Source organism: Streptomyces sp. NRRL S-495 (genome assembly GCF_000966955.1).
Classification (GTDB): domain Bacteria; phylum Actinomycetota; class Actinomycetes; order Streptomycetales; family Streptomycetaceae; genus Kitasatospora; species Kitasatospora purpeofusca.
In genome coordinates, this window is record NZ_JZWY01000005.1 from 1 (window position 1) to 21171 (window position 21171).

Annotated in this window: 19 protein-coding genes; 13 read left to right on the plus strand and 6 right to left on the minus strand. The window is 74.8% G+C overall.

Features of this window, described 5'->3' with window-relative positions; translation table 11 throughout:
• Positions 1-162: 162 nt before the first annotated feature.
• On the minus strand, positions 163-1149 hold the full coding sequence (locus tag VR45_RS00485) for a LuxR C-terminal-related transcriptional regulator (RefSeq protein WP_045937665.1): 987 nt from the start codon (positions 1147-1149) through the stop codon (positions 163-165).
• A 160-nt stretch (positions 1150-1309) separates the two neighbouring features.
• Here VR45_RS00485 and VR45_RS41930 point away from each other — a divergent pair, with 160 nt between their 5' ends.
• Complete coding sequence (locus VR45_RS41930) at positions 1310-1687, plus strand: hypothetical protein (protein ID WP_159394079.1); 378 nt, start codon at positions 1310-1312, stop codon at positions 1685-1687.
• 120 nt (positions 1688-1807) lie between these two features.
• Positions 1808-1966, plus strand: a complete 159-nt coding sequence (locus VR45_RS46590; RefSeq protein WP_159394080.1) for a hypothetical protein — start codon at positions 1808-1810, stop codon at positions 1964-1966.
• 249 nt (positions 1967-2215) lie between these two features.
• Here VR45_RS46590 and VR45_RS00495 read toward each other — a convergent pair whose 3' ends face one another.
• Complete coding sequence (locus VR45_RS00495; protein WP_045937666.1) at positions 2216-3679, minus strand: NCS2 family permease; 1464 nt, start codon at positions 3677-3679, stop codon at positions 2216-2218.
• Positions 3680-3924: 245 nt separating this feature from the next.
• Between VR45_RS00495 and VR45_RS00500 the strand changes: the two genes are divergently transcribed.
• The 3 genes from VR45_RS00500 to VR45_RS00510 are packed head-to-tail and all read left to right on the plus strand — an operon-like array spanning position 3925 to position 7247.
• Positions 3925-4287 (plus strand): DUF2530 domain-containing protein, encoded by a 363-nt coding sequence (locus VR45_RS00500; protein WP_078896107.1) that lies wholly within the window; start codon positions 3925-3927, stop codon positions 4285-4287.
• Positions 4288-4339: 52 nt separating this feature from the next.
• Positions 4340-6970: an HAD-IC family P-type ATPase gene (locus VR45_RS00505; RefSeq protein ID WP_045937667.1), complete on the plus strand. Its 2631-nt coding sequence runs from the start codon at positions 4340-4342 to the stop codon at positions 6968-6970.
• A 40-nt stretch (positions 6971-7010) separates the two neighbouring features.
• Positions 7011-7247, plus strand: coding sequence for a hypothetical protein (locus tag VR45_RS00510; RefSeq protein WP_045937668.1), 237 nt, complete (start codon positions 7011-7013; stop codon positions 7245-7247).
• Between the two features lie 96 nt (positions 7248-7343).
• On the opposite strand, the gene VR45_RS00515 is transcribed toward VR45_RS00510, so the two are convergent.
• On the minus strand, positions 7344-10688 hold the full coding sequence (locus tag VR45_RS00515) for a molecular chaperone Hsp90 (RefSeq protein ID WP_078896108.1): 3345 nt from the start codon (positions 10686-10688) through the stop codon (positions 7344-7346).
• A 168-nt stretch (positions 10689-10856) separates the two neighbouring features.
• Complete coding sequence (locus tag VR45_RS00520) at positions 10857-11741, minus strand: DUF3027 domain-containing protein (protein ID WP_045937669.1); 885 nt, start codon at positions 11739-11741, stop codon at positions 10857-10859.
• Between the two features lie 651 nt (positions 11742-12392).
• On the opposite strand from VR45_RS00520, the gene VR45_RS00525 reads away from it, so the two are divergent.
• The 4 genes from VR45_RS00525 (at position 12393) to VR45_RS00540 (ending at position 16085) form a co-directional block, all read left to right on the plus strand.
• Positions 12393-13730: an MFS transporter gene (locus VR45_RS00525; RefSeq protein ID WP_199839745.1), complete on the plus strand. Its 1338-nt coding sequence runs from the start codon at positions 12393-12395 to the stop codon at positions 13728-13730.
• Between the two features lie 91 nt (positions 13731-13821).
• Positions 13822-14355, plus strand: a complete 534-nt coding sequence (locus VR45_RS00530) for a hypothetical protein (protein ID WP_045937670.1) — start codon at positions 13822-13824, stop codon at positions 14353-14355.
• Between the two features lie 10 nt (positions 14356-14365).
• Complete coding sequence (locus VR45_RS00535) at positions 14366-15247, plus strand: futalosine hydrolase (protein ID WP_063772385.1); 882 nt, start codon at positions 14366-14368, stop codon at positions 15245-15247.
• A complete protein-coding gene (locus tag VR45_RS00540) occupies positions 15240-16085 on the plus strand; it encodes a 1,4-dihydroxy-6-naphthoate synthase (protein WP_199925875.1) in 846 nt (281 codons plus the stop codon). The genes VR45_RS00535 and VR45_RS00540 overlap by 8 nt, the downstream gene beginning before the upstream one ends.
• Before the next feature lie 38 nt (positions 16086-16123).
• Here the strand turns inward: VR45_RS00540 and VR45_RS49875 are convergent, their stop codons facing one another.
• A complete protein-coding gene (locus tag VR45_RS49875) occupies positions 16124-16507 on the minus strand; it encodes a cold-shock protein (RefSeq protein ID WP_030393600.1) in 384 nt (127 codons plus the stop codon).
• A gap of 502 nt (positions 16508-17009) precedes the next feature.
• On the opposite strand from VR45_RS49875, the gene VR45_RS00550 reads away from it, so the two are divergent.
• Complete coding sequence (locus VR45_RS00550) at positions 17010-17264, plus strand: hypothetical protein (RefSeq protein WP_045937671.1); 255 nt, start codon at positions 17010-17012, stop codon at positions 17262-17264.
• Positions 17265-17294: 30 nt separating this feature from the next.
• On the opposite strand, the gene VR45_RS00555 is transcribed toward VR45_RS00550, so the two are convergent.
• The gene (locus VR45_RS00555; protein ID WP_045937672.1) at positions 17295-17924 is read right to left on the minus strand and encodes an HAD hydrolase-like protein; all 630 of its coding nucleotides are present in this window, start codon (positions 17922-17924) and stop codon (positions 17295-17297) included.
• A 156-nt stretch (positions 17925-18080) separates the two neighbouring features.
• Between VR45_RS00555 and VR45_RS00560 the strand changes: the two genes are divergently transcribed.
• The 3 genes from VR45_RS00560 to VR45_RS00570 are packed head-to-tail and all read left to right on the plus strand — an operon-like array spanning position 18081 to position 21010.
• Positions 18081-19109: an iron ABC transporter permease gene (locus VR45_RS00560; RefSeq protein ID WP_045937673.1), complete on the plus strand. Its 1029-nt coding sequence runs from the start codon at positions 18081-18083 to the stop codon at positions 19107-19109.
• On the plus strand, positions 19106-20152 hold the full coding sequence (locus tag VR45_RS00565; RefSeq protein WP_045937674.1) for an iron chelate uptake ABC transporter family permease subunit: 1047 nt from the start codon (positions 19106-19108) through the stop codon (positions 20150-20152). The genes VR45_RS00560 and VR45_RS00565 overlap by 4 nt, the downstream gene beginning before the upstream one ends.
• 15 nt (positions 20153-20167) lie before the next feature.
• On the plus strand, positions 20168-21010 hold the full coding sequence (locus VR45_RS00570; RefSeq protein ID WP_199925876.1) for an ABC transporter ATP-binding protein: 843 nt from the start codon (positions 20168-20170) through the stop codon (positions 21008-21010).
• Positions 21011-21171 lie beyond the last annotated feature (161 nt).

The window sequence follows — 21171 nt, forward strand, 5'->3', positions numbered from 1 at the left end:
AGCGCCACCGTCTCCGACAGCGCCGAGGCCCGCGCTCCGATCGGAGCGCGGGCCTCGATCAGGACCGGGGTCAGCAGCAGGCCGGGCACGAAGACCAGGACCGGCCCGCCGAGCAGGTGGCCGCCGGTCATCTCCGCAGCGCCGCCCAGGGTGCCGGCTCCGCTACGACAGCCAGCCCACCTGGGCCGCGCGGGCGCCGGCCTGGAAGCGGCTGCGGGCCTCCAGCCGCTCCATCAGGTCGGTGGCGATCCGGCGGGCGGTGCGGGGGGAGACGCCCAGCCGCTTGGCGATGGCGTCGTCGGTGTGCCCGTCGGCGAGCAGGGCGAGGGCGGTGCGCTCCTGGGCGGTGAGGCCGTGCCGGTCGAGCTGGGCGATGGCCCCCAGCGGCTGTGCGCCGGCCCAGACGGTCTCGAACAGCGCGCAGAGCGCGGTCAGCATCCCCTGGCCGGTCAGTACGACGGCACCGGCCGCGGTGTCGTCGCTGCGCACCGGGATGACGGCGGTCGCCCGGTCGACGACGATCATGCGGGTCGGCAGCTCGGGCACGGTCCGGACCTGGCCGCCGAGGGAGGCCAGCCAGTTCACGTACTCGACGGTGTGCGGGCTGTTGCGGACGCTGTCCAGGTAGACGGTGCGCATCCGCACGCCGCGGTCGGCCAGGGCGCGGTTGAGCGGCTTGGCCGCCTCGATGTTCTCCGGCTTCTGGCCGCCCTCCGGCGCGAAGGTCATGATCTCCTCGCGCGCCTCGTTCGAGAAGCGGCTCAGCCGGTCCCGGATCCGGTCCAGGCCGACCAACTGCTCGACGTCGGGCGTGTTCGCCTCCGGCCTCAGGTCGGCGTAGTCGGCGATGAGCTGCGCCGCCGCGGCACGGGAGGCCTCGATCCTGGCCTGCGCGGCGGCCAGCTCGGCCTGCTGCCGCGCCATCAGGATCTCCATCCCGACGTCCGGGGAGACCGCGCGCAGGGAACCGGGCCGCTCCGCGGAGGGGCGCAACAGGGCCAGCTCGCTCAGGTGGTCCAGGGCGGTCCTGACCTGCGGCTCGGCCAGGGACAGGCGATCGGCCAGCGCGGCCACGCCGTCCCCCGGACGGGCCAGCATGGCCCGGTAGACGGACTCCGCAACAGCGTCCAGCCCCAGTGCGGTCAGCATGTCCGTTCCCCCATGACGAAATTGTGTTCGCTGCGCACGCGATCCTTCCACAGGCGCCGAGCCCCCGACCAGGGCACCCTGTGGACGCTTCCGGCCAGGGCCTGAACTGTCCGTGTTGAACCACTCCACACCGATCGCCCGCTTCAGCACGCTTGACTCCATGTACCTCGTGCACGCCGCCCTGCGGCACCCCGCGCCGGAGGCCGTCCTCCCCCCGGACACTCGCGACCTCCTGTCGGCCCTGGTGCGCCCGGAGGACCGGATCGAGCACCTGGTGCTCCACCGCGACGCCGTGCCGGACCCGGTGCTCGGCCTGTTCCTCCTCACCGACTCGCTCGCCGAGGCCGAGAGACGCGCGGCCGCGTTCTGCCGGACCGCGCTGGAATCGTTCCCGGAGCTCCTGGGCTGGCGGGCCGACCGGGTCGCCGTCCCGCTCGTCACCCCGTTCTACGACCGGCTGCTGGCCGCTTCCGGCTCCCCTGACCGGAACGGTCCAGGGCCGTTTCCGTCCACCGGTCAGGCCTTCCACCCGGGCTGAGCTGCGACGAAGCTGGTGTCTGCCGGAAGGGGCCAGGCCCCGGACGGCGACCGGAGGAGGCGTCACCGCGGGATGCGGCCTCCGGGACCCAGCCGCTTCGCACCCGAGAGGACCACCCTCATGTTCCGCACCGTCATCGCCAAGGCCGCCGCGGTCACCACCCTCGCTCTCGTCGCGCTGGCCGGACTGGCCGCCACCACCGCGCAGCCCGCCACCGGTGTCGAGGCCCGGCCGATCACCGTCGTCGCCCCGCCGGCCGAGGACCTCATCTGGGGCTGACCCGCCCGGCGCCCGCGAGCGCACCGAGCACATCCTGGCCCCGTCGGCGCGAGCCCCGACCCGATGCGGACCGGCCCCGCGCAGACGATGCGCGTGAACACCCCACCGGCCCGGGTCGTCGACATCGTCGGCCGCGCCGTCCAGCTCTCCGGCATCCGTGCCTTCCTCTCCTGACCGCCCCGCGGACCGGGAAAGCCGAGGGCCCTCCCCGCAGTACGGAGAGAGCCCGGGACCGACCGGCGTCCGGCCTCAGAGCAGACCGAGGGCGGGCATCAGGTAGTAGAAGGCGAAGACCGCCGAGACCGCGTACATCGCGACCGGCACCTCGCGGCCCCGGCCGGCGGCGAGGCGCAGCACACAGAAGGCGATGAAGCCGAAGCCGATGCCGTTGGTGATGCTGTAGGTGAACGGCATCATCACAATGGTCAGGAACGCCGGGATCGCGATCGTGTAGTCGGCCCAGTCGATCTCCTTGATCGAGTTGGCCAGGATCAGGAAGCCGACGGCGACCAGGGCAGGGGTCGCGGCCTGGGCGGGGACCATCTTGGCGAGCGGGGAGAAGAAGAGCGCCACCATGAAGAGGGCGCCGGTGACGACCGAGGCGAAGCCGGTGCGGGCACCCTCGCCGACACCCGCGGTGGACTCGACGAAGCAGGTGTTCGCGGAGGAGGAGGTCGCTCCGCCCGCCGCGGTGGCGATGCCGTCGATCATCAGCACCTTGTTGATGCCCGGCAGGTCGCCCTTCTCGTCCAGCAGGTGGGCCTCGTCGGCCACGCCGAGGATGGTGCCCATCGCGTCGAAGAAGCAGGACATCAGGACGGTGAAGACGAAGAGGACGCCGGTCAGGACGCCGACCTTCTCGAAGCCGCCGAACAGGCTGACCTCGCCGACCAGGCCGAAGTCGGGCTTGGCGACCGGGCTGCCGGGCCAGGCCGGGACGGTCAGGCCCCAGACGCTGTCGGGCAGGTCGGCGAGCTTGTCGATGACGACGGCGACGACGGTCATCACCGCGATGGAGACCAGGATCGCGCCGGGCACCTTGCGGACGATCAGGACCAGGGTCAGCAGCAGGCCGAGCACGAAGACCAGGACCGGCCAGCCGAGCAGGTGGCCGCCGGTACCGAGCTGGAGCGGCACGGTGGTGTGGGCGGCGTCGGGCATCCGGGTGACGAAGCCGGCGTCGACCAGGCCGACCAGGCTGATGAACAGACCGATGCCGATCGCGATGCCCTTGCGCAGGCCGAGCGGGACGGCGTTCATCACCCGCTCGCGCAGGCCGGTGGCGACCAGGATCATGATCGCGAAGCCGGCCAGCACCACCATGCCCATGGCGTCCGGCCAGGTCATCTTCGGCGCGAGCTGGAGGGCCACGATGGTGTTGACGCCGAGGCCGGCGGCCAGGCCGATCGGGACGTTGCCGATCACACCCATGAGCAGTGTGGTCAGACCGGCGGTGAGCGCGGTGGCGGTGACCAGCTGGGTGTTGTCCAGGTGGGCGCCGGTCATGTCGGTGGCGCTGGCCAGGATGATCGGGTTGAGCACCAGGATGTAGGCCATGGTGAAGAAGGTGGCGATGCCGCCGCGGATCTCGCGCGGCAGGGTGGAGCCGCGTTCGCCGATCCGGAAGTAGCGGTCCAGGGCGCCGGTCGGGGGCTTCGGCGCGTCGGGCTGGGCGGGCTCGGGCGACTCGGTGGTCGGCTGGGCCACGGGCATGCTGCGTCCTCTGTGGGGGCGGAGGAGAGGGGGGAGCCGCCCGAGCGACTGTGGCCGGGCGATCCGATCGGACGGGCACGAAGCACGATGTCCTGGGCGTACCCCGGCCAACCGGAACGACAAGTATGAGTTCCACAATCGCCGGTTCGCTATCTTCGCGCGTAGACCGGGATGGATCGGAACAGCCCCGGACAGTCCGCACAGGGAATCGATCGAACGCCCGCCGCCCCCGTACCCTAGGGCCCATGCCCAAGACGCCATCGCACCCCTCTCCGCCGCCGCTGGAGGCCAATGACGTCGCGATCGTCGGCGGCGGGACGGTGCTCTGGTTCGTGGCGTTCGTCGTCCTGCTCCCCTTCTGGGGGACCCTCTCCGACCACGGCCACGGCAACTGGCCGTGGATCTGCCTGGCCGGCGGCGGCCTCGGCCTGATCGGCCTCTGGTACTGCCGGGCCCGCCGGGACGCGATCGCCCGCAGCCGGGCCGCCGAGGCGGGGGCGACGGGCACCGCGGGAACGGGCCCGACGGGCACCGCGGGAACGGCCGACCGGGCGCCCCGCACGGCCCCGGAGGGGAACGGCGGGGACCCGGCCACCCGGTCGGACTGAATAGTCCTTTAGTAGCACGCATCGGACATAAGGCACCCGTAGAGTCGGTGCCATGACGCAGCCTGCGCAGCCCGCCGAGGACCGGCCGACCGCCGCCGAGGTGGCCGGGGAGAAGCCCGACGGCGCCCACCCGCTCGGGCTGCTGCCCGGCCGGCGCGGCGGTCTCACCGCCGCCGAGGTGGCCGAACGGGTCGCCCGGGGTGACGTCAACGACGTACCGGTCCGCTCCAGCCGCTCCACCAAGGAGATCGTCCGGGCCAACGTCTTCACCCGCTTCAACGCGATCATCGGCGTGATGTTCGCGATCATCCTGGTCGTCGGCCCGATCCAGGACGGACTCTTCGGCCTGGTCATCGTCGCCAACACGGCGATCGGCATCATCCAGGAGCTGCGCGCCAAGAAAACCCTGGACAGCCTCGCGCTGATCGGCGAGGCCAGACCCCAGGTCCGCCGGGACGGCACGGTCCAGCAGATCGCCGTCGGCGAGATCGTGCTGGACGACACCGTGCTGCTGGGCATCGGCGACAAGGTGATCGTCGACGGCGAGGTCACCGAGGCGGACGGTCTGGAGATCGACGAGTCGCTGCTCACCGGCGAGCCCGATTCGGTCCTCAAGCAGCCCGGCGACCAGGTGATGTCCGGCAGCTTCGTGGTGGCCGGCGCGGGCACCTTCACCGCCACCAAGGTCGGCCGCGAGGCGTACGCGGCGCAGCTGGCCGAGGAGGCCAGCCGGTTCACGCTGGTGAAGTCGGAACTGCGCAGCGGCATCGACAGCATCCTGCGGTTCATCACCTGGCTGCTGATCCCGACCGCGGTCGGTCTGATCATCAGCCAGCTGGCGGTGGAGGGCCGCGACTGGCGCGAGGCGGTCCGCCGGATGATCGCCGGGATCGTGCCGATGGTGCCCGAGGGCCTGGTGCTGCTGACCTCGGTGGCCTTCGCGATCGGAGTGATCCGGCTGGGCCGCAAGCAGTGCCTGGTCCAAGAGCTGCCCGCGATCGAGGGCCTGGCCCGGGTGAACACCGTCTGCCTGGACAAGACCGGCACCCTCACCGAGGGCGGCATGGACCTGGTGGACCTGCAGATCCTCGACGCGGACGCGGACGACGGGGACGCCGGGACCACCGACGAGCGCGGCGCGCTGGACGACCGGGGCACCCTCAAGAAGACCGTCGAGCAGGCGCTGGCGGTGATGGCCGGGGCCGACGCCCGACCCAACGCGTCCATGCAGGCCGTCATCGACGCCTACGGCGACGGCCGGGACGCCACCGGCCGCGACGCCGCGGTTCACGGCCCCCAGGCCCCGGACGCCCACCACCCGGACGGCCGGCACCCCGACGGCGGGCACCTGAACGGCGACGGCCCGGAGTCCGGCCGGGGAGCCCCCGGGGCCCGGGGCGGCTGGCGGGTGATCGAGGCGATGCCGTTCTCCTCCGCCCGCAAGTGGAGCGGCGTCCAACTGCTGGAGCCGCGCGGCGGCGAGGCCAGCTGGCTGCTCGGCGCGCCCGACGTCCTGCTGCCGGCCGGCCACCCGGCGCTGGCCGAGGTCGACGAGCTGGGCGCCCAGGGCCTGCGGGTCCTGCTGCTCGGCCGCACGCCCGTCCCGCTGGACGCCCCGGACCCGGCCGCCGGACTGCGCCCGCTCGCCCTGGTGGTGCTCCAGCAGCGGCTGCGCGAGGACGCCGCCGACACCCTGCGCTACTTCGAGAGCCAGCAGGTCGAGGCGAAGGTGATCTCCGGCGACGCGGCCGTCTCGGTCGGCGCGGTCGCCGCCCACCTCGGACTGCCCGGCGCCGACCACCCGGTGGACGCCCGCACCCTGCCCGGCGAGCCGGAGGCGCTGGCCGACCTCGCCGAGCGCACCACCGTCTTCGGCCGGGTCACCCCGCAGCAGAAGCGCGAGCTGGTCGGCGCGTTGCAGTCGCGCGGGCACACCGTGGCGATGACCGGCGACGGCGTCAACGACGTGCTGGCGCTCAAGGACGCGGACATCGGCGTGGCGATGGGCAGCGGCAGCGACGCGACCAAGGCGGTCGCCCAGATCGTGCTGCTGAACAACTCCTTCGCGGTGATGCCCTCGGTGGTCGCCGAGGGCCGCCGGGTGATCGGCAACATCGAGCGGGTGGCCGGGCTGTTCCTGGTCAAGACGGTCTACTCGGTACTGCTGGCACTACTGGTGATCTTCACCCACTCGCCGTACCCGTTCCTGCCCCGGCACTCCACCGTGCTGTCCACCCTGACGATCGGTGTGCCGGCCTTCTTCCTGGCGCTCGCGCCCAACAACGAGCGGGCCCGCACCGGCTTCGTGCGCCGGGTGCTGCGGCTGGCGATCCCGGGCGGCATCATCGCCGGCACGGCGACCTTCACCGCGTACGCGCTGGCCCGGGCCAACCACGCCACCGACCTCGAGTCGGACACCAGCGTGGCCACCCTGACGCTGTTCCTGGTCGCCATCTGGGTGCTGGCGATCGTCGCCCGCCCGTACAACTGGTGGCGGGTGCTGCTGATCGCCACCATGTGCGGCTGCTTCGCGCTGGTGATGACCGTGCCGTGGCTCTCCGACTTCTTCCAGCTCTCGCTGTCCGGCACCCGGGACCCGTGGATCGGGGTGGCCATCGCGGTGACCGCCGGGCTGGTGCTGGAAGTGGTCTGGCGGATCATGCGGCGCCGGCTCGATGATTGAGCCACGAACCGGAGGGGTTCGGACGACGGGGGGTACCGCGATGGGGCGCAGGGGCGGGGAGCTGGAGGCCTTCGCGGCCTTCCTGGGCGGACTGCTGGCCACCGGGCTGCTGGCCGGGGTGATGGTGGGGGCCGGCGCGCTCGCGCACATCGAACCGGGCCCGCTGCTGACCAAGGCGGTGGCGGCGGTGCTCACCGCCACCTGGGTGCTGAGCACGCTCGCGCTCTACCTGCGGATGATCGCCCGCGGCCGGACCCGCTCCGGCTCCCGTTCCTGACCGACGGGATCCGGACGCACCGACACCCGGCGGGCAGAAGCCGGAGGCGCCGGAGCCGGACCCACCGGCGAGGGCGGCTCCGGCTCCGGCGCCCCGTCAGCCCTCGAAGTCCCGGGCCGCGGACAGCTCGTAGGCCCGGTCCGGCTCGCTCAGCGCGGCCAGCACCTCGAACCGGCGGTGCCACTGCCCCACCGACCAGGCCAGGCCCGCGGCCAGACCCTCCGGGGTGGCCGCGTGCAGCAGCCCGGGCACCGGCGGCAGCTCGAACTCGTCGTCCTCGTCGGCCTCCTCGGCCGTCTCCGGGTCGTACGGCGCCTCCGGGGTGTCCGCCGCGCCGTCCCAACGCCAGTCGACGGCCGCCTCCTCCCCGTCCGGGCCGACCACCAGCAGCTCCTCGTGCTCCTCGTACGCCACCGGGCAGCCGGGCAGCAGCTCCCGCACCACCGCCGGCACCCGGTGCAGCGCGCCCTGGGAGAGCACCCGACCGCCGGCCACCTCGCTGGCCAGCGAGACGTGCAGCCGCTCGGCGAGGTCCGCGGCAAGCTCCGGGGCGACCGGCAGCAGCGGGTGGTCGTGCAGCAGCTCGACCAGGTCGGGGGCGTCCGCGACGACCGCCTCGGTGGCGTCCACCACCACGGTCCGGTCCGGCCGCCGCCCGGTGGCGCGGTCCATCGGCGGGACCGCCCTGACCACGTCCAGCGCTTCGAGCCGGTCCGCGCCGACCCGGGCCAGCGCGCTGTGGATGCCGTGCAGCTGGCGGTGCCCGATCGCGGCGTCCGGGTCGGTCAGCCGGTCCAGCACCTCGTCGGGACCGTGCGGCTCGGCGAGCAGCGCGGCCAGCGTGGTGCGCACGCCCAGCGCGTGCAGGAACTGCTCGTCCAGGGTGGTGCGGGCCTCGTCGTAGAGGCCGCGCAGCAGCGGGTCCGCGCCGGCCGCGCGCAGCCCGGCGGGCTCGCGGCCGTCCAGCACCGGGTGGTCGCGCAGCCACCAGGCGGTGTACGGCGGCAGATCGGTGTACGAGCCGTCCGGCAGCAGGGTGCGGACGGGGGTGACCACGGCGTCCCGGTACGGCGGGCGGGCCAGCGTGGCCAGCGCCTGCGGCCAGGCGTCGTCGTCCACCAGGTCGAGGTCCCGGACGGCGAGCAGCTCGGCGGCGACCGGCGGGACGCCGATCGCGTCTCCGCCATCGGCGTGCAGCGCCTCCAGCGCGTCCTCGGCCCAGTCGGCCAGGCCGTCCGGGGCCTCGTCGATCAGCCCGGTGGGGTGGCCGCCGGCCGCCCGGTCGGCGGGCGCGGTCGGGTCGAGCCGCTCCAGGTCGTCCGGGTCGAGCACCACGTCCTCGGCCCGGACCAGCACGAAGTCGGCGAGCACACCGACCGAGCCGAGCACCTCGGGGCCCCAGCGCTCCAGCAGCTCGTCGTCCACCCAGGCGGCGTCGTCCTCGCGCGCCAGCGCGGCGAACGGGCTGTCGGGAAGCAGGAGTTCACCGGCCCGGGCGGGCTCGCCCTCGTCGTCGAGCAGGGCCAGCCGGGCCAGCCACGGGTGCTCGCCGGGGGCCGGGGCGGCCGCCCGGACGAGCGCCAGGACGGCCTCGGCGAGGTCGGCGGCGGCGTCCGGGTCGTCCTCGGCCAGCTCGTAGGAGCGCAGCACGGCGGCCCGCACCTCGGGCGTGTCCAGCACCCCGGCGGGGGTGGCCGCGCCCGCGCCCAGCTTGGCCAGCAGCGGGTGGGAGGCCTCCGGGTGGGCGAGCCGCAGGTCGAGCACCGCGAGCGCGTCGGCCAGCGCCTCCGGGTAGCCGGGGAAGGCCGCCCAGTCGGCGTCGTCGGAGGGCAGCAGGACCCGGCGCGGCCCGGTGACCGTCCGCCCGTCGGCGAGCGGGACCGGCAGCGCGCCGAGCGCCTCCGGGTCGGCGCCGCCGAGCGCCGCGTACAGGTTGCGCCACCAGGCCGGCTCCCGGTCCAGGCCGCCCAGCTGGTCGACCACCTCGGCGAGCGGGACCCGGCGCACGTTCAGCACCCGCAGCTCGGTGCGGCGTTCCAGACCGGCCGGCAGCAGGCCGGGGAAGATCGGCGCCAGCGCCTCGACCACCGAGCCGTCCGCGCCCTCCAGCAGCGTGGCGTCCCGGGGCCGCAGCGCCGGGGTGCCCTCCTCGACCGGCGCCGGGTGCGGCAGGAACGGCGTCCCGGGCAGCCGGGAGAGCACGGCGGCGCGCAGCGCGTTGTCCAGCGCGCCCCGGCCGAGCGGCCCGGGCACCAGGCCGAGCGAGCCGAGGTCGCCGCCGCGGGCGCGCAGCAGCTCGGCGTAGGCGTCGGCGGCCCGCTCGGTGAGGAAGTCGGCGAGCGGGCCGGGGGCGACGTGCCGGCGGGTGGAGTCCAGCGGGTAGGAGGCGATCAGCAGCGCGGGCAGGTCGAGCGGCTCGTCGCTCGGGGTGGGCGCGTGCAGCACCGGGGCGATCGCCGGACGCTGCGGGTCACCCCCGGCGGAGACCGGTACCGCCCAGGTCACCGTCCAGTGCGGGCGGGTGCGCTCCTCGGTGGGCCGGTCGGCGAGCAGCTCGACGTCGAGCGGCCCGGCCGCCCCGACGGTCTGCCAGACGGTGCGCCGCAGCTGCCCGTCGGCGTCGTCGGTGATGGTGACCTCGCTGATCTCCGCCCCGGTGACCCCGCCGGCCGGCGCCGGGAGGGCCCCGTCCGGACGCGGCTCGGCGGCCGAACGGGTCAGGGTGCGGGTGCCGTCCGCGGTCTCCACCACGACCTCGGCCAGGCCGGGCAGGGTGAGCAGCAGCGCGTCGTCGATACCGGCCAGCAGCCGGCGGGTGAGGTCCTCGGCGGCCGCGTCGCGCAGCGGCAGCACCACCACCGTGTCGTACCCGTCGGGCGCGAGACCCTCGGCGGCGAACGGCAGCCGCAGCAGCGGCACATGGCCGTCCCGGCGGCGGAGCTCCTCGTCGAGGGCGGGCTGCGCCTCGGCCAGCGACCTGGCCTCGTCGAGCGACCAGCGCACACCGCCGCCCGCGCCGAGCACGGCGGGCTCGTCGGTGACCGCGAGGACGGCGGCGAAGCCGACCCCGAACCGGCCGACGGTGCTGTCCCGGTCGCCGCGCTTGGAGGAGGCGCGCAGGGTGGAGAGCGATTCGACGGCCGCCGCGTCCAGCGGCGCACCGGTGTTCGCGGCGGCCAGCACGCCGTCCGCCAGGGTGAGCCGGAGCCGGCCCGGGCCGTGCCCGGCCCGGACGGCGGCGTCGGCGGCGTTCTGCGCCAGCTCGACGACCAGCCGGTCGCGGTAGCCGCCGAGGGCGAGCTCCTCCTCGGCGTTGGCGTCCTCCCGGAACCTGGCCGGGGAGGCGGCCCAGGCGTCCAGCACCCGGCGGCGCAGTCCGGCACTGCCGAAGGGGTCCGCGAGGCGCTCGTCCGTGCCGCTGCCGAGAATCCGAGGTTCCACTGGACCTGCCGCCTTCCGCCGCCCTGTTGTGCCCTACGGGGGGCATTCTTCCCTGCCGCGGGGACAGTCCCGGACACACCCCCGGAGCGGGCGGTCCGCCCGGACGGCGGCAGGGACGACGGCGGCCCGCCCCACGGGGTGGGACGGGCCGCCGGACGACGACGATTCCTAGGAGTGGCCGAGCTCCTCGGTGGGGGCGTCCGGCTCGACCGAGCCGGAGAGCCGGTCGGGGTGCAGCGTCAGCGGCTCGACCACCAGCTCGTCCAGGATCAGCGCGGCCGGCGCCGGCGGGGCCGGGATGACGGCCGCCTCGGAGTGCCCGCCGCAGCCGTAGGCGAAGGAGACGATCTGGCCGTCCGCCGGACCGAACTCGTTGCCGCAGACCCCGAAGGCCTGGCCCAGCGAGCCGCCGATGGGGATCAGGAAGCCGCAGCTGACGCAGCAGGCCGGGGCGGACTGCGCCATCGGCGTCTGCGCGCCGTGGGCCTTCTCCCAGCGGTCGGCGGCCAGGTGCAGGCCGAGTCGGGACAGCACCCGGCTGCGGCCCAGGCCCAGCTCGTCGGCGACGGCGCTGATCTGGGCCCGGACCGGGGCCGGCTGGACCTCCGGGTCGTCGCTGACCAGCACGTCCTCCTGGGCGGCCTGGGCCAGGGCGGAGTTCGGCGCGGGCTCGTCCTCGCCGGTCCAGCCCGGCTCCAGACGCACGTCGTCGGCGTCGGTGGGGAGCAGGTCGCCGGGGCCCATGTCGCCCGGGCGCAGCCGCTCGCTCCACGGCACCCACTGCGGGGCCAGGACGGCGTCGGGCCCCGGCAGCAGGACGACCTCGTCCAGCGTCACGTTCTTGGCCCTCGGGGCCCGCGCCACCGTGACCGCCCAGTGCCAGCCGCGGTAGGCCGCGTCCAGGCACTCGAAGGTGTGGGTCACGACACGGTCGGTCTCGGCCTGGACGCCCAGGTGCCCCCCGACGGTCTCGGCACCGACAGCGTCCTCGGCGGCCTGGCGGGCGAGTTCGACGGCCTCGGCACAGAGCCGATCAGGGGTACGGCTTCGCATCGCTGCACTCACGGCGTCGATTCTCTCCCATTTCTTCTGTCGCCCACGGCGAGTTGCCTTTTCCGTCGCGGCTCGGATTCCCTCGTCCATTCTGCGCGACTGCGGCCTGCCGCGGATACCGGCCGCGCCGCTGGTCCGATCCGCCGGCACCGGTCGGGCACTCGGGCGGACTCTGGGCAGGCTACCCGCCGGTCGGCCGCCGGGCACAGTCCGGGGCGCTCCGGAGTGGATCCGGGGCGTCCGGGACGGGAACGGCGGCCCCCGCTCGCGCGGCGCGGAGCGGAATCCCGCGTCGTCCTCCCGAATCTGGGGCAGGATGGGCATGTGGCGGACGAGAAACCGTCGCAGCACGCACTGCACGCCTCGCAGGCCGGCAGCCCCGACGAAGCGAACGCCGTGCCGCGACAGCAGTCTCCGGTCCACGCTGCGGGTGAACCGCAGTCGGTGGACCCCTCGTCACTGCCCGCTGCGCCGCCGACCGGCGCCCCCGCGGACGGACCGGACGACCGGGCCGAGCCGGAGGAGCAGCACGAGCAGGAGGAGCAGGCCCACCGGGACGGGCCGGACGACGGTGACGGCGACGGCGAGGAGCCGCGTCGGCACTTCCTGGTCCGCACCGCCTCCGCCGCCGGCTCCCGGACCGGCAAGGTCGTGCACGGCACCGGCCGCCGGATCCGCCGGGCCACCGCCGCCGAGGGCGCCGGCGAGTCCGGCCTGGCCAAGCTGATCGAGCTGCACGCCCTGAACGCCTTCGGGGACATGCTCATCACCGTTGCGCTCGCCTCCACGATCTTCTTCTCGGTGCCGACCGGCGAGGCCCGCGGCCGGGTGGCGCTCTACCTCCTCGTCACCATGGCGCCGTTCGCCCTGCTGGCCCCGGTGATCGGCCCGCTGCTGGACCGGCTGCCGCACGGCCGCCGGGCCGCCATGGCGATGTCGATGCTGGCCCGCGCGGTGCTCGCCTGGACCATGGCCGGCGTGGTGACCGGCGGCGGGCTGGCGCTCTACCCGGAGGCACTCGGCGTCCTGGTCGCGTCCAAGGCGTACGGGGTGGTGCGCAGCGTCGTGGTGCCCCGGCTGCTGCCCAGCCGGCTGTCGCTGGTGAAGGCGAACTCCCGGGTCACCCTGGCCGGGCTGCTGGCCACCATCGTCGCGGGCGGCGTGGGCGGGCTGCTGCACCTGATCGGTCCCGGCTGGCCGCTGCGCGGCGCCTTCCTGGTCTTCGTGGCCGGCACCCTGATGGCCTTCCACCTGCCGCACACGGTGGACTCGGCCAAGGGCGAGCAGCGGGCCGTGCTGCACGCCGAGGAGCACCCGCCGGGCCACCACGGCGTCCTGCACGGCCGGAACGCCCCCGCGCCGGAGCCCGCCGCGGGGCAGCGGCCCAAGGCCTCGCTGCGTACCGTCGGGCCCTCGGTGATCCTTGCGCTGCGGGCGATGGCGGCGATGCGCTGGCTGGTCGGCTTCCTGGTGATGTTCCTGGCGTTCCTGCTCCGCGAGGAGCCGATCGGCGGCCTGCAGCCGACCCTGGCGCTCGGCCTGGTGGCGCTGGCCGCGGGGACGGGCAACGCGATCGGTTCGGCGCTCGGGTCCTGGCTGCGCCCCCGCAGCCCGGAGATGACGGTCACCGCGATGCTGCTGCTGGCCGGCTGCGCCACCGCCGCCGCCGCGCTCTGGTACAGCACCGTCACCGTGGTGACGGTGGCCGCGGCGGCCGGGATGGCGGCCTCGCTGGGCAAGCTGTCGCTGGACGCGCTGATCCAGCGGGACGTGCCCGAGGCGGTGCGGACCTCGGCCTTCGCCCGTTCGGAGACCCTGCTCCAGATGTCCTGGGTGGCGGGCGGCGCGGTCGGCATCCTGCTGCCGCTGAACGGCGCGCTGGGCCTCACGGTGGCCGCCGCCGTGGTCGGCGCGGTGCTGCTGTGGACGCTCCGCTCACTCCTGCGGGTGGGTGTGCGCCACCGCCCCGCCGCGCCCCGGGTGGCGTGAGCGGCCGCCCCCGGCGGCCCGCCCCTGGGCACAACACGCGGTTGCCGACCCCCGCGTAGCGTGATCGCGAAAGCCCGGTAGCCTCTGACGCATGAGCCTCAGCACCCGCGTCATCGCCGGCCTCGGCGCCGTCGTCGTCATCGCCGCCGGCACGGTCGGCGGGTCCATCGCCTTCGCATCCGACCAGCACGAGATCAGCGACCACCGCGTCACGCTGGTCGTCGGGAACTCCTCGACGGTCAAGGACCCCTTCTGCTTCAACGAGGGCAAGCCGCTGACCGAGCAGCAGCAGGAGGAGTGCCAGGACAAGGCCGGCAAGGCTCTGGACGAGGGCACCCTCCCCAAGTCCGACGTCACCATGAGCGACCGGATCGGCATCGGCGTGAGCCCCGAGGTGGCCGACCGCGGCTGGTGGGCCAACACCAACGGCGGCCAGCAGGCGCAGGGCGGCCGGTTCATCCTGGCCACGGCGGCCACGGACGCCACCTACTCGGGCTCGGTGCCCGCGAGCAAGGCGCTCAACTCCTCCGGCAAGACCCTGATCACCGTGGTCGAGAGCGACCCGAAGCAGCCGGACGCGATCTACGGCGTGTGGTACTTCCAGCTGAACACCCAGGACAGCTGACGGTCGACCGGTGACGGTACGACTTCCCGACGAGCAGTCGGGCCCCGCGCGGGCCCGGCTGCTCGTCGTCGTCGCGGTGCCGGCCGAGGCCGAGGCGGTGCTGCGCGGCCTCGGCGGCGTCCCCCGGCGGGTGCCGCTGCCCGGCGGCGCGCTGGACCGGGTCGCGCACCCCTCCGGCGTGACGGTGGACGTGCTGGCCGGCGGGGTCGGCCCGGGTGCCGCGGCCGCGGCCGCGGCCACCGCGCTCGCGACACTCTCCGCACCCACCGCCGACCGGTACGACCTGGTGGTCTCGGCCGGGATCGCCGGGGGCTTCGCCCCGCGGGCGCCGATCGGCACCACCGTGCTCGCCGACGCGATCGTCGCCGCCGACCTGGGCGCCGAGACGCCGGAAGGCTTCGCCGACGTCACCGAGCTGGGCTTCGGGACCGTCCGGCACACCCCGGCGCCGGCCACCGTGGCCCTGGTCGCCGAGGCCCTGCGGGCCGCCGGGGTGGACACCCTGGCCACCGGTGCCGTGCTGACCGTCTCCACCGTGACCGGCAGCGCCGGGCGCGCCGCCGCCCTGACCGCCCGCCATCCGGACGCGGTGGCCGAGGCGATGGAGGGCTTCGGGGTCGCCGAGGCCGCCGCCCGGCACGGGGTGCCGGCGTTCGAGCTGCGCACCGTCTCCAACCCGGTGGGCCCGCGCGACCGGTCCGCCTGGCGGATCGGCGAGGCCCTCGGCGCGCTGGAGCGGGCCTTCGCCGCTCTGCCCTGGCCGGCCCTGGTCCCGCCCCCGCCCGGCCCACCGGCGCCAGCGGCGGCACCGCAGGCCGCCGGGCCACCGCAGTCCCACCGGGCCGATCCGCCCGGACCGCGCCGAGCGCCCAAGGAGGCCGGCCGTGGCTGAACGGCTGAGCATCGCCTACTCGCCCTGCCCCAACGACACCTTCGTCTTCCACGCCTGGTCGCACGGCCTGGTCCCGGGCGCGGACGCCCCCGAGGTCACCTTCGCCGACATCGACGTCACCAACGGCCTGGCCGAGCGCGGCGAGCTGGACGTCCTCAAGGTCAGCTACGCCGCGCTGCCCTGGGTGCTGGACGAGTACACCCTGCTGCCCTGCGGCGGGGCGCTCGGGCGCGGCTGCGGCCCGCTGGTGCTCACCCGCCCGGACAGCGGGGACGACCTGAGCGGGAAGACCGTCGCCGTCCCCTCCGAGCGGTCCACCGCCTACCTGCTGTTCCGGCTGTGGGCGGCGAAGGCGGTACCGGGCGGCCTGGGCCGGATCGTGGTGCTGCCGTTCCACGAGATCATGCCCGCCGTGCGGGACGGCCGGGTGGACGCCGGCCTGGTCATCCACGAGGCCCGGTTCACCTACCGGAACTACGGTCTGCGCAGCCTGGCCGACATGGGCGAGGCCTGGGAGCGGGAGACCGGCCTGCCGATCCCGCTCGGCGCCATCATCGCCCGGCGCTCGCTCGGCGCGGAGCGGCTGCGGGCGCTCACCGAGGCGATCCGCGCCTCCGTCCGACAGGCCTGGGACGACCCGGAGGCCAGCCGCCGGTACGTGCTGGAGCACGCCCAGGAGATGGACCCGGACGTCGCCGACCAGCACATCGCCCTCTACGTCAACGAGTTCACCGCGGAGCTCGGCGAGGAGGGGCACGCGGCCGTCCGCGCGCTGCTCACCCGGGCCGCCGCGGAGGGCCTGGTCCCCCCGCTCGGCCCGGGTGCGCTGGACTTCTGAGCACCGGCCGCCCGGCCGTCACCGGTCGGGCGGCGGACTCATACGTCGAACTGCTCGGCGACCGCGCGCAGCAGGACGGCGAGCTTCTGCCCGGCCGGCTTGGCCGGGTAGCGGCCGTGCTGGAGCCCGGGCAGCACCGCGTCCATCATCGTGATGAGGTCCTGGACCAGTGCCGCCATGTCGTCCGGGCTCTTGCGCTGGGCGGCGGCCACCGAGGGCAGCGCCTCCAGCAGCTGGACCTGCATCGCCTGGTCGCCGCGGTGTCCGGCGACCACGCCGAACTCGACCCGCTGCCCCGGCTTCAGTGACGTGATTCCGGCGGGCAGCGCCTTGGTGTGGACGAAGACATCGCCGCCGTCGTCGCGCGACAGGAAGCCGAAGCCCTTCGTCTCGTTGAACCACTTGACCTGGCCGGTGGGCATCTCGAACAGTCCTCGATGTGGGTATGAGGGATCCCGGCCCTGGCCGGGGTCACTGGGTGGTGGGAGAGCGGGCCGACCCTGGGGGACGCGCCCTGCGGGGCGCGCACGATCAGCACACTGTAAGGAGCAGACTAACGGTCCGTCACTGTCTCATCCGCGTTCCGCGAAAGTTCCGTACGGAGCCCCGACGGCCACGCGCGACCCGGAATCGGCATGACCCGGGCGCGACTCGACGCTGTCCACTGGCTCACACCTCCGGTCGGAGAGAACGGGGCGCACTGATCGCACCCCTCGGCACAGCCTGCATACCCCCGCCCAGCAGGGATCAAAACTCCCAGCGCCCGGAAAACTGCGCAACGTGACGGGACCGCTCGCCCGCGAAGCGGTTCCGGGGCCGTCCCGGCGGTACCGCGGCGGCCCGCGCCCCGGGCGGCTCTGCGAGACTGGGACGGCCGCCGGACCCGCCGCCGCGGCCGAACCCCGCCGCAGAGGAGCAAGCCCCGTGAGCAGCGCGAGCAGCGTCAGCAGCCAGAGCGCCGACCGAGGCGAGGTCTACGTCAAGGTCGGCACGATCGTCTTCGGGCTCGGCGCGCTCGCCACCCTGGTGACCTTCGTCCCGCTGTTCCTGCACCTGACGCCGCTGCCGTCGGCCGCCTACTGGCTGAGCATGCTGATGCCGCTCGGCTTCCTGCTCGCCCTGACCGGTCTGCTGCTCTCCGCGCGCGCCCAGCGGCGCCGGGTCCGCGCCGAGGCCTGACGGCGCCGCCGCAGGGCGTCGGCACGGGCCTCAGCGGGCGGCCAGGTGCCCGTCGAGCCAGGCCGGGAAGCCGGTGAGATCGGGCAGCACCACGTCCGCGCCGGCCGCCAGCAGCTCCTCCGCGCCGTACGGGCCGGTCGCCACGGCCACCGCCACCGCGTCCGCGTGCTTGGCGCCCCGGATGTCGCCGAGGTGGTCGCCGACGTAGACGGTCGCGCCGTGCTCGCGCAGGGCCACACCCTTGGTCTCCGCCCACAGGTCGCCGACCAGCGCGTCCGCGCGCAGACCCGCGTGCTCCAGGTGGAGCCGGGCGTTCGGCTCGTACTTGCCGGTGATGACCGCGACCCGGCCGCCGTGGGCGCGGACCGCCTCCAGTGCGGCGTGCGCGCCCGGCAGGGCGACCGTCGGCGCGAAGGCGTGGTCCCGGTAGAGCGTGCGGTAGCGGTGGGCGACCGCGTCCAGGTCCTCCGCCGGGAACCAGTTGCGCAGCTCGTCGAGGAGCGGCGGCCCGAGCCGGGTGACCACCAGGTCGGCGTCGATGGCGGTGCCGGTCTCGGCGGACAGCGCCAGATAGGTGGCCCTGACCCCGGGCCGGGTGTCGAGCAGCGTCATGTCGAGGTCGAAACCCACGGTCAGCGGGACGTCCGAGGTCACAGGCATGCCGTCAGGCTATCCAACCGGCCCGGACGGCAGGTCGGCGGGCAGGTTGTCGGGCGGCTTGGCAGGCAGGTTGTCGGACGGGTTGTCGGACGGGGGGATTTGCCCGGGCTTCGACGCGGAACTTAGGTTTGCCTGAGCTATCTGCGAGAGAGAGCCATGACCGACACCACCGCACCCGGAAGAGCCCGGCTGCTGCGCCGCCGAATACTGTGGCTCGCCGCCGCGCTGGCCCTGCTGGCCGGTGCGGTGCTGCTGAGCCTGGCGGTCGGCAGCCGCACCGTCCCGTTCGGCGACACCGTCGACGCCCTGCTGCACGGCGGGGACACCACCAACGCCGTGGTGATCCGCGAGCTGCGGCTGCCGCGCACGATCGTGGGCCTCGCGGTGGGCGCGGCGCTCGGCCTGGCCGGCACCGTCATGCAGGGCATCACCCGCAACCCGATCGCCGACCCCGGCATCCTGGGCGTCAGCCAGGGCGCGGCGGCCGGCGTGGTGGTGGCGATCTCCGTGTTCGGGATCTCCACGCTCACCGGGTACGTCTGGTTCGGCTTCGCCGGCGCGGTGCTCGCCACCGTCCTGGTGTACGGGCTCGCCGGGCGCGGCCGGGGCGGGACCGCGCCGGTCAAGCTGGCGCTGGCCGGCGCGGCGATCTCCGCGTTCATCGCCTCCCTCAACACCCTGGTACTCACCACCGACGCGGCCGCCATGGACCAGTTCCGGTTCTGGCACGTCGGCTCGCTCTCCGGGCGGGACGCGGACGTCGCCCGGCAGCTGCTGCCGTTCCTGGCCGTCGGCACGGTGCTGGTCCTGTCGGTGGCGCGCGGGCTCGACGCGCTGGCGCTCGGCGACGACACCGCCAAGGGCCTCGGCGCGCGGACCGGACCGGTCCGGGCGGTCGGCGCGCTCGGAGCCACCGTGCTTACCGGGTCGGCGGTCGCGGCGGCCGGGCCGGTCGCCTTCGTCGGCCTGGCCGTGCCGCACGCCGCACGCGCGGTGGCCGGGGCGGACCACCGCTGGGTGCTGGCCCTCTCGGCCGTGCTCGGCCCCGCACTGCTGCTGCTCGCCGACACGCTCGGCCGGGTGCTGTTCCCGCCCTCCGAGGTGCCGGCCGGGGTGATGACCGCCCTGGTCGGCGTCCCGGTGCTGGTCGCGCTGGTCCGGCGGCGGAAGGTGGTGGCGGCATGAGCAGCGTCGCCCTGCGCGGCTACACCGTGCTGCGGGCCGGACCGGCCTCCTTCCTGCTGCACCGGCGCTCGGCGCTCGCCGCGCTCGGTCTGCTGGTCGCGCTGGCCGCCACCGTCGTCGCCTCGCTCTGCCTGGGCGAGTCCACGGTGGCGCCCGGCGAGGTGCTGAAGGTGGTGCTCGGGCAGCCGAGCCCGCACGAGCTGGTGGTCGGCGAGTTCCGACTGCCCCGGGTGGTGGTCGGGCTGCTGGCCGGCACCGCGCTCGGGCTGGCCGGGGCGCTGATCCAGACCGTCGCCCGCAATCCGCTGGCCAGCCCGGACGTGGTCGGTGTCTCCTGGGGCGCCACCGCCACCGTGGTCGGCCTGCTGGCCTACGGCGTGGTCGACTCCACCGGCCAGGTGCCGTACGCGGCCGTCGCGGGCGGGCTGGCGGCCGGGCTGCTGGTGTACCTGCTGGCCTGGCGGCGCGGGCTGCACGCCCAGCGCTTCGTGCTGATCGGCATCGGCGTCTCGGTCGCGCTCTCCTCCCTGACCTCGGTGTTCCTGACCAAGGGCGACGGCTTCCAGGCGCAGGCCGCCAAGGTGTGGATGACCGGCAGCCTGAACGGCTCCGGGTACGACCAGGCCGGCTGGCTCGCCTGGGTGCTGCTGGCCGCCGTGCCGGTGGCGCTGTGGGCGGCGCGGGCCCAGCGCTCGATCTCCTTCGACGACGCCACCGCCGTCGGCCTGGGGCTGCGGCTGGACCGGATCCGGCTCGGCATGGCCCTGCTCGGCGTGGTGCTCGCCTCCTGCGCGGCGGGTGCGGCCGGGCCGGTGGACTTCGTCGCGCTGATGGCCCCGCAGATCGCCGTACGGCTGGCCCGGTCGGCGCAAATCCCGCTGTTCTGCTCGGCGCTCACCGGCGCGCTGGTCGTGGTGCTCGCCGACCTGCTGGCCCGTCGGCTGCTGGCGCCCGTCGAGCTGCCGGTCGGTGTGGTGACCGGACTGGTCGGCGCGCCGTACCTGATGTGGCTGCTGATCCGCTCCCGCCGTGGAGGTTCCTGAGTCGTGGAGGTCCCGATGCTGCCCGACACCGAGTCCGCCGATCCCGTGAAGCGGGTGTCCCACCGCCTGGAGGCGCGGGACCTGACCCTCGCCTACGAGGCCCGCACCGTCGCCGAGGGGCTCGACCTGCGGGTTCCGGACGGCCGGGTGACCGTGATCGTCGGCCCGAACGCCTGCGGCAAGTCCACCCTGCTGCGCGCGCTGGGGCGGCTGCTGAAGCCGGTCCGCGGCGCGGTGCTGCTGGACGGCGAGGAGCTGGCCCGCGTCCCGACCAAGCGGATCGCCCGCCGGATCGGGCTGCTGCCGCAGTCGCCGTCCGCCCCCGAGGGCATCGCGGTCGCCGACCTGGTGTCGCGCGGCCGCCAGCCGCACCAGAGCTGGTGGCAGCAGTGGTCGGCGGAGGACGAGGCCGCGGTCACCGAGGCGCTGGAGCGCACCTCGACCGCCGAGCTGGCCGAACGCGGCGTGGACGAGCTGTCCGGCGGGCAGCGGCAGCGGGTCTGGATCGCCATGGCGCTCGCCCAGGGCACGGACATCCTGCTGCTGGACGAGCCGACCACCTTCCTGGACATCGCGCACCAGGTGGAGGTGCTGGACCTGGTCCGCCGGCTGAACGTGGAACGCGGCCGGACGGTCGTCGCGGTGCTGCACGACCTCAACCAGGCGGCCCGGTACGCCGACCACCTGGTGGCGATGAAGGACGGGCGGATCGTCGCCCAGGGACCGCCGGCCGAGGTGGTCACGGCGGAGCTGGTGCGCGAGGTGTTCGGGCTGGAGTCGGTGGTGGTGCCGGACCCGGTGACCGGCACCCCGCTGGTGGTGCCGGGCGCGCCATGGGCGGCCACCGTGGACGCATAGCCACTTTTTACGCACCAATTCGGACATAATCGACGCGCTGCCGTGTCCTTCCGCCCGTCTGCGCTGTCCGAGCCGCCCGAGGTGCCGATGCCCCCGATCACCCGCCGCACCCTGCTGACCGCGCTGCTCGGCGGGCTCGGGGGCGCCGCGCTCACCGCCGC

Coding starts and splice junctions, on each gene's coding strand:
- VR45_RS00485 (WP_045937665.1), bottom strand. CDS start 1,149: ATGCTGACCGCACTGGGGCTGGACGCTGTTGCGGAGTCCGTCTACCGG.
- VR45_RS41930 (WP_159394079.1), top strand. CDS start 1,310: ATGTACCTCGTGCACGCCGCCCTGCGGCACCCCGCGCCGGAGGCCGTC.
- VR45_RS46590 (WP_159394080.1), top strand. CDS start 1,808: ATGTTCCGCACCGTCATCGCCAAGGCCGCCGCGGTCACCACCCTCGCT.
- VR45_RS00495 (WP_045937666.1), bottom strand. CDS start 3,679: ATGCCCGTGGCCCAGCCGACCACCGAGTCGCCCGAGCCCGCCCAGCCC.
- VR45_RS00500 (WP_078896107.1), top strand. CDS start 3,925: ATGCCCAAGACGCCATCGCACCCCTCTCCGCCGCCGCTGGAGGCCAAT.
- VR45_RS00505 (WP_045937667.1), top strand. CDS start 4,340: ATGACGCAGCCTGCGCAGCCCGCCGAGGACCGGCCGACCGCCGCCGAG.
- VR45_RS00510 (WP_045937668.1), top strand. CDS start 7,011: ATGGGGCGCAGGGGCGGGGAGCTGGAGGCCTTCGCGGCCTTCCTGGGC.
- VR45_RS00520 (WP_045937669.1), bottom strand. CDS start 11,741: ATGCGAAGCCGTACCCCTGATCGGCTCTGTGCCGAGGCCGTCGAACTC.
- VR45_RS00530 (WP_045937670.1), top strand. CDS start 13,822: ATGAGCCTCAGCACCCGCGTCATCGCCGGCCTCGGCGCCGTCGTCGTC.
- VR45_RS49875 (WP_030393600.1), bottom strand. CDS start 16,507: ATGCCCACCGGCCAGGTCAAGTGGTTCAACGAGACGAAGGGCTTCGGC.
- VR45_RS00555 (WP_045937672.1), bottom strand. CDS start 17,924: ATGCCTGTGACCTCGGACGTCCCGCTGACCGTGGGTTTCGACCTCGAC.
- VR45_RS00560 (WP_045937673.1), top strand. CDS start 18,081: ATGACCGACACCACCGCACCCGGAAGAGCCCGGCTGCTGCGCCGCCGA.
- VR45_RS00565 (WP_045937674.1), top strand. CDS start 19,106: ATGAGCAGCGTCGCCCTGCGCGGCTACACCGTGCTGCGGGCCGGACCG.
- VR45_RS00570 (WP_199925876.1), top strand. CDS start 20,168: ATGCTGCCCGACACCGAGTCCGCCGATCCCGTGAAGCGGGTGTCCCAC.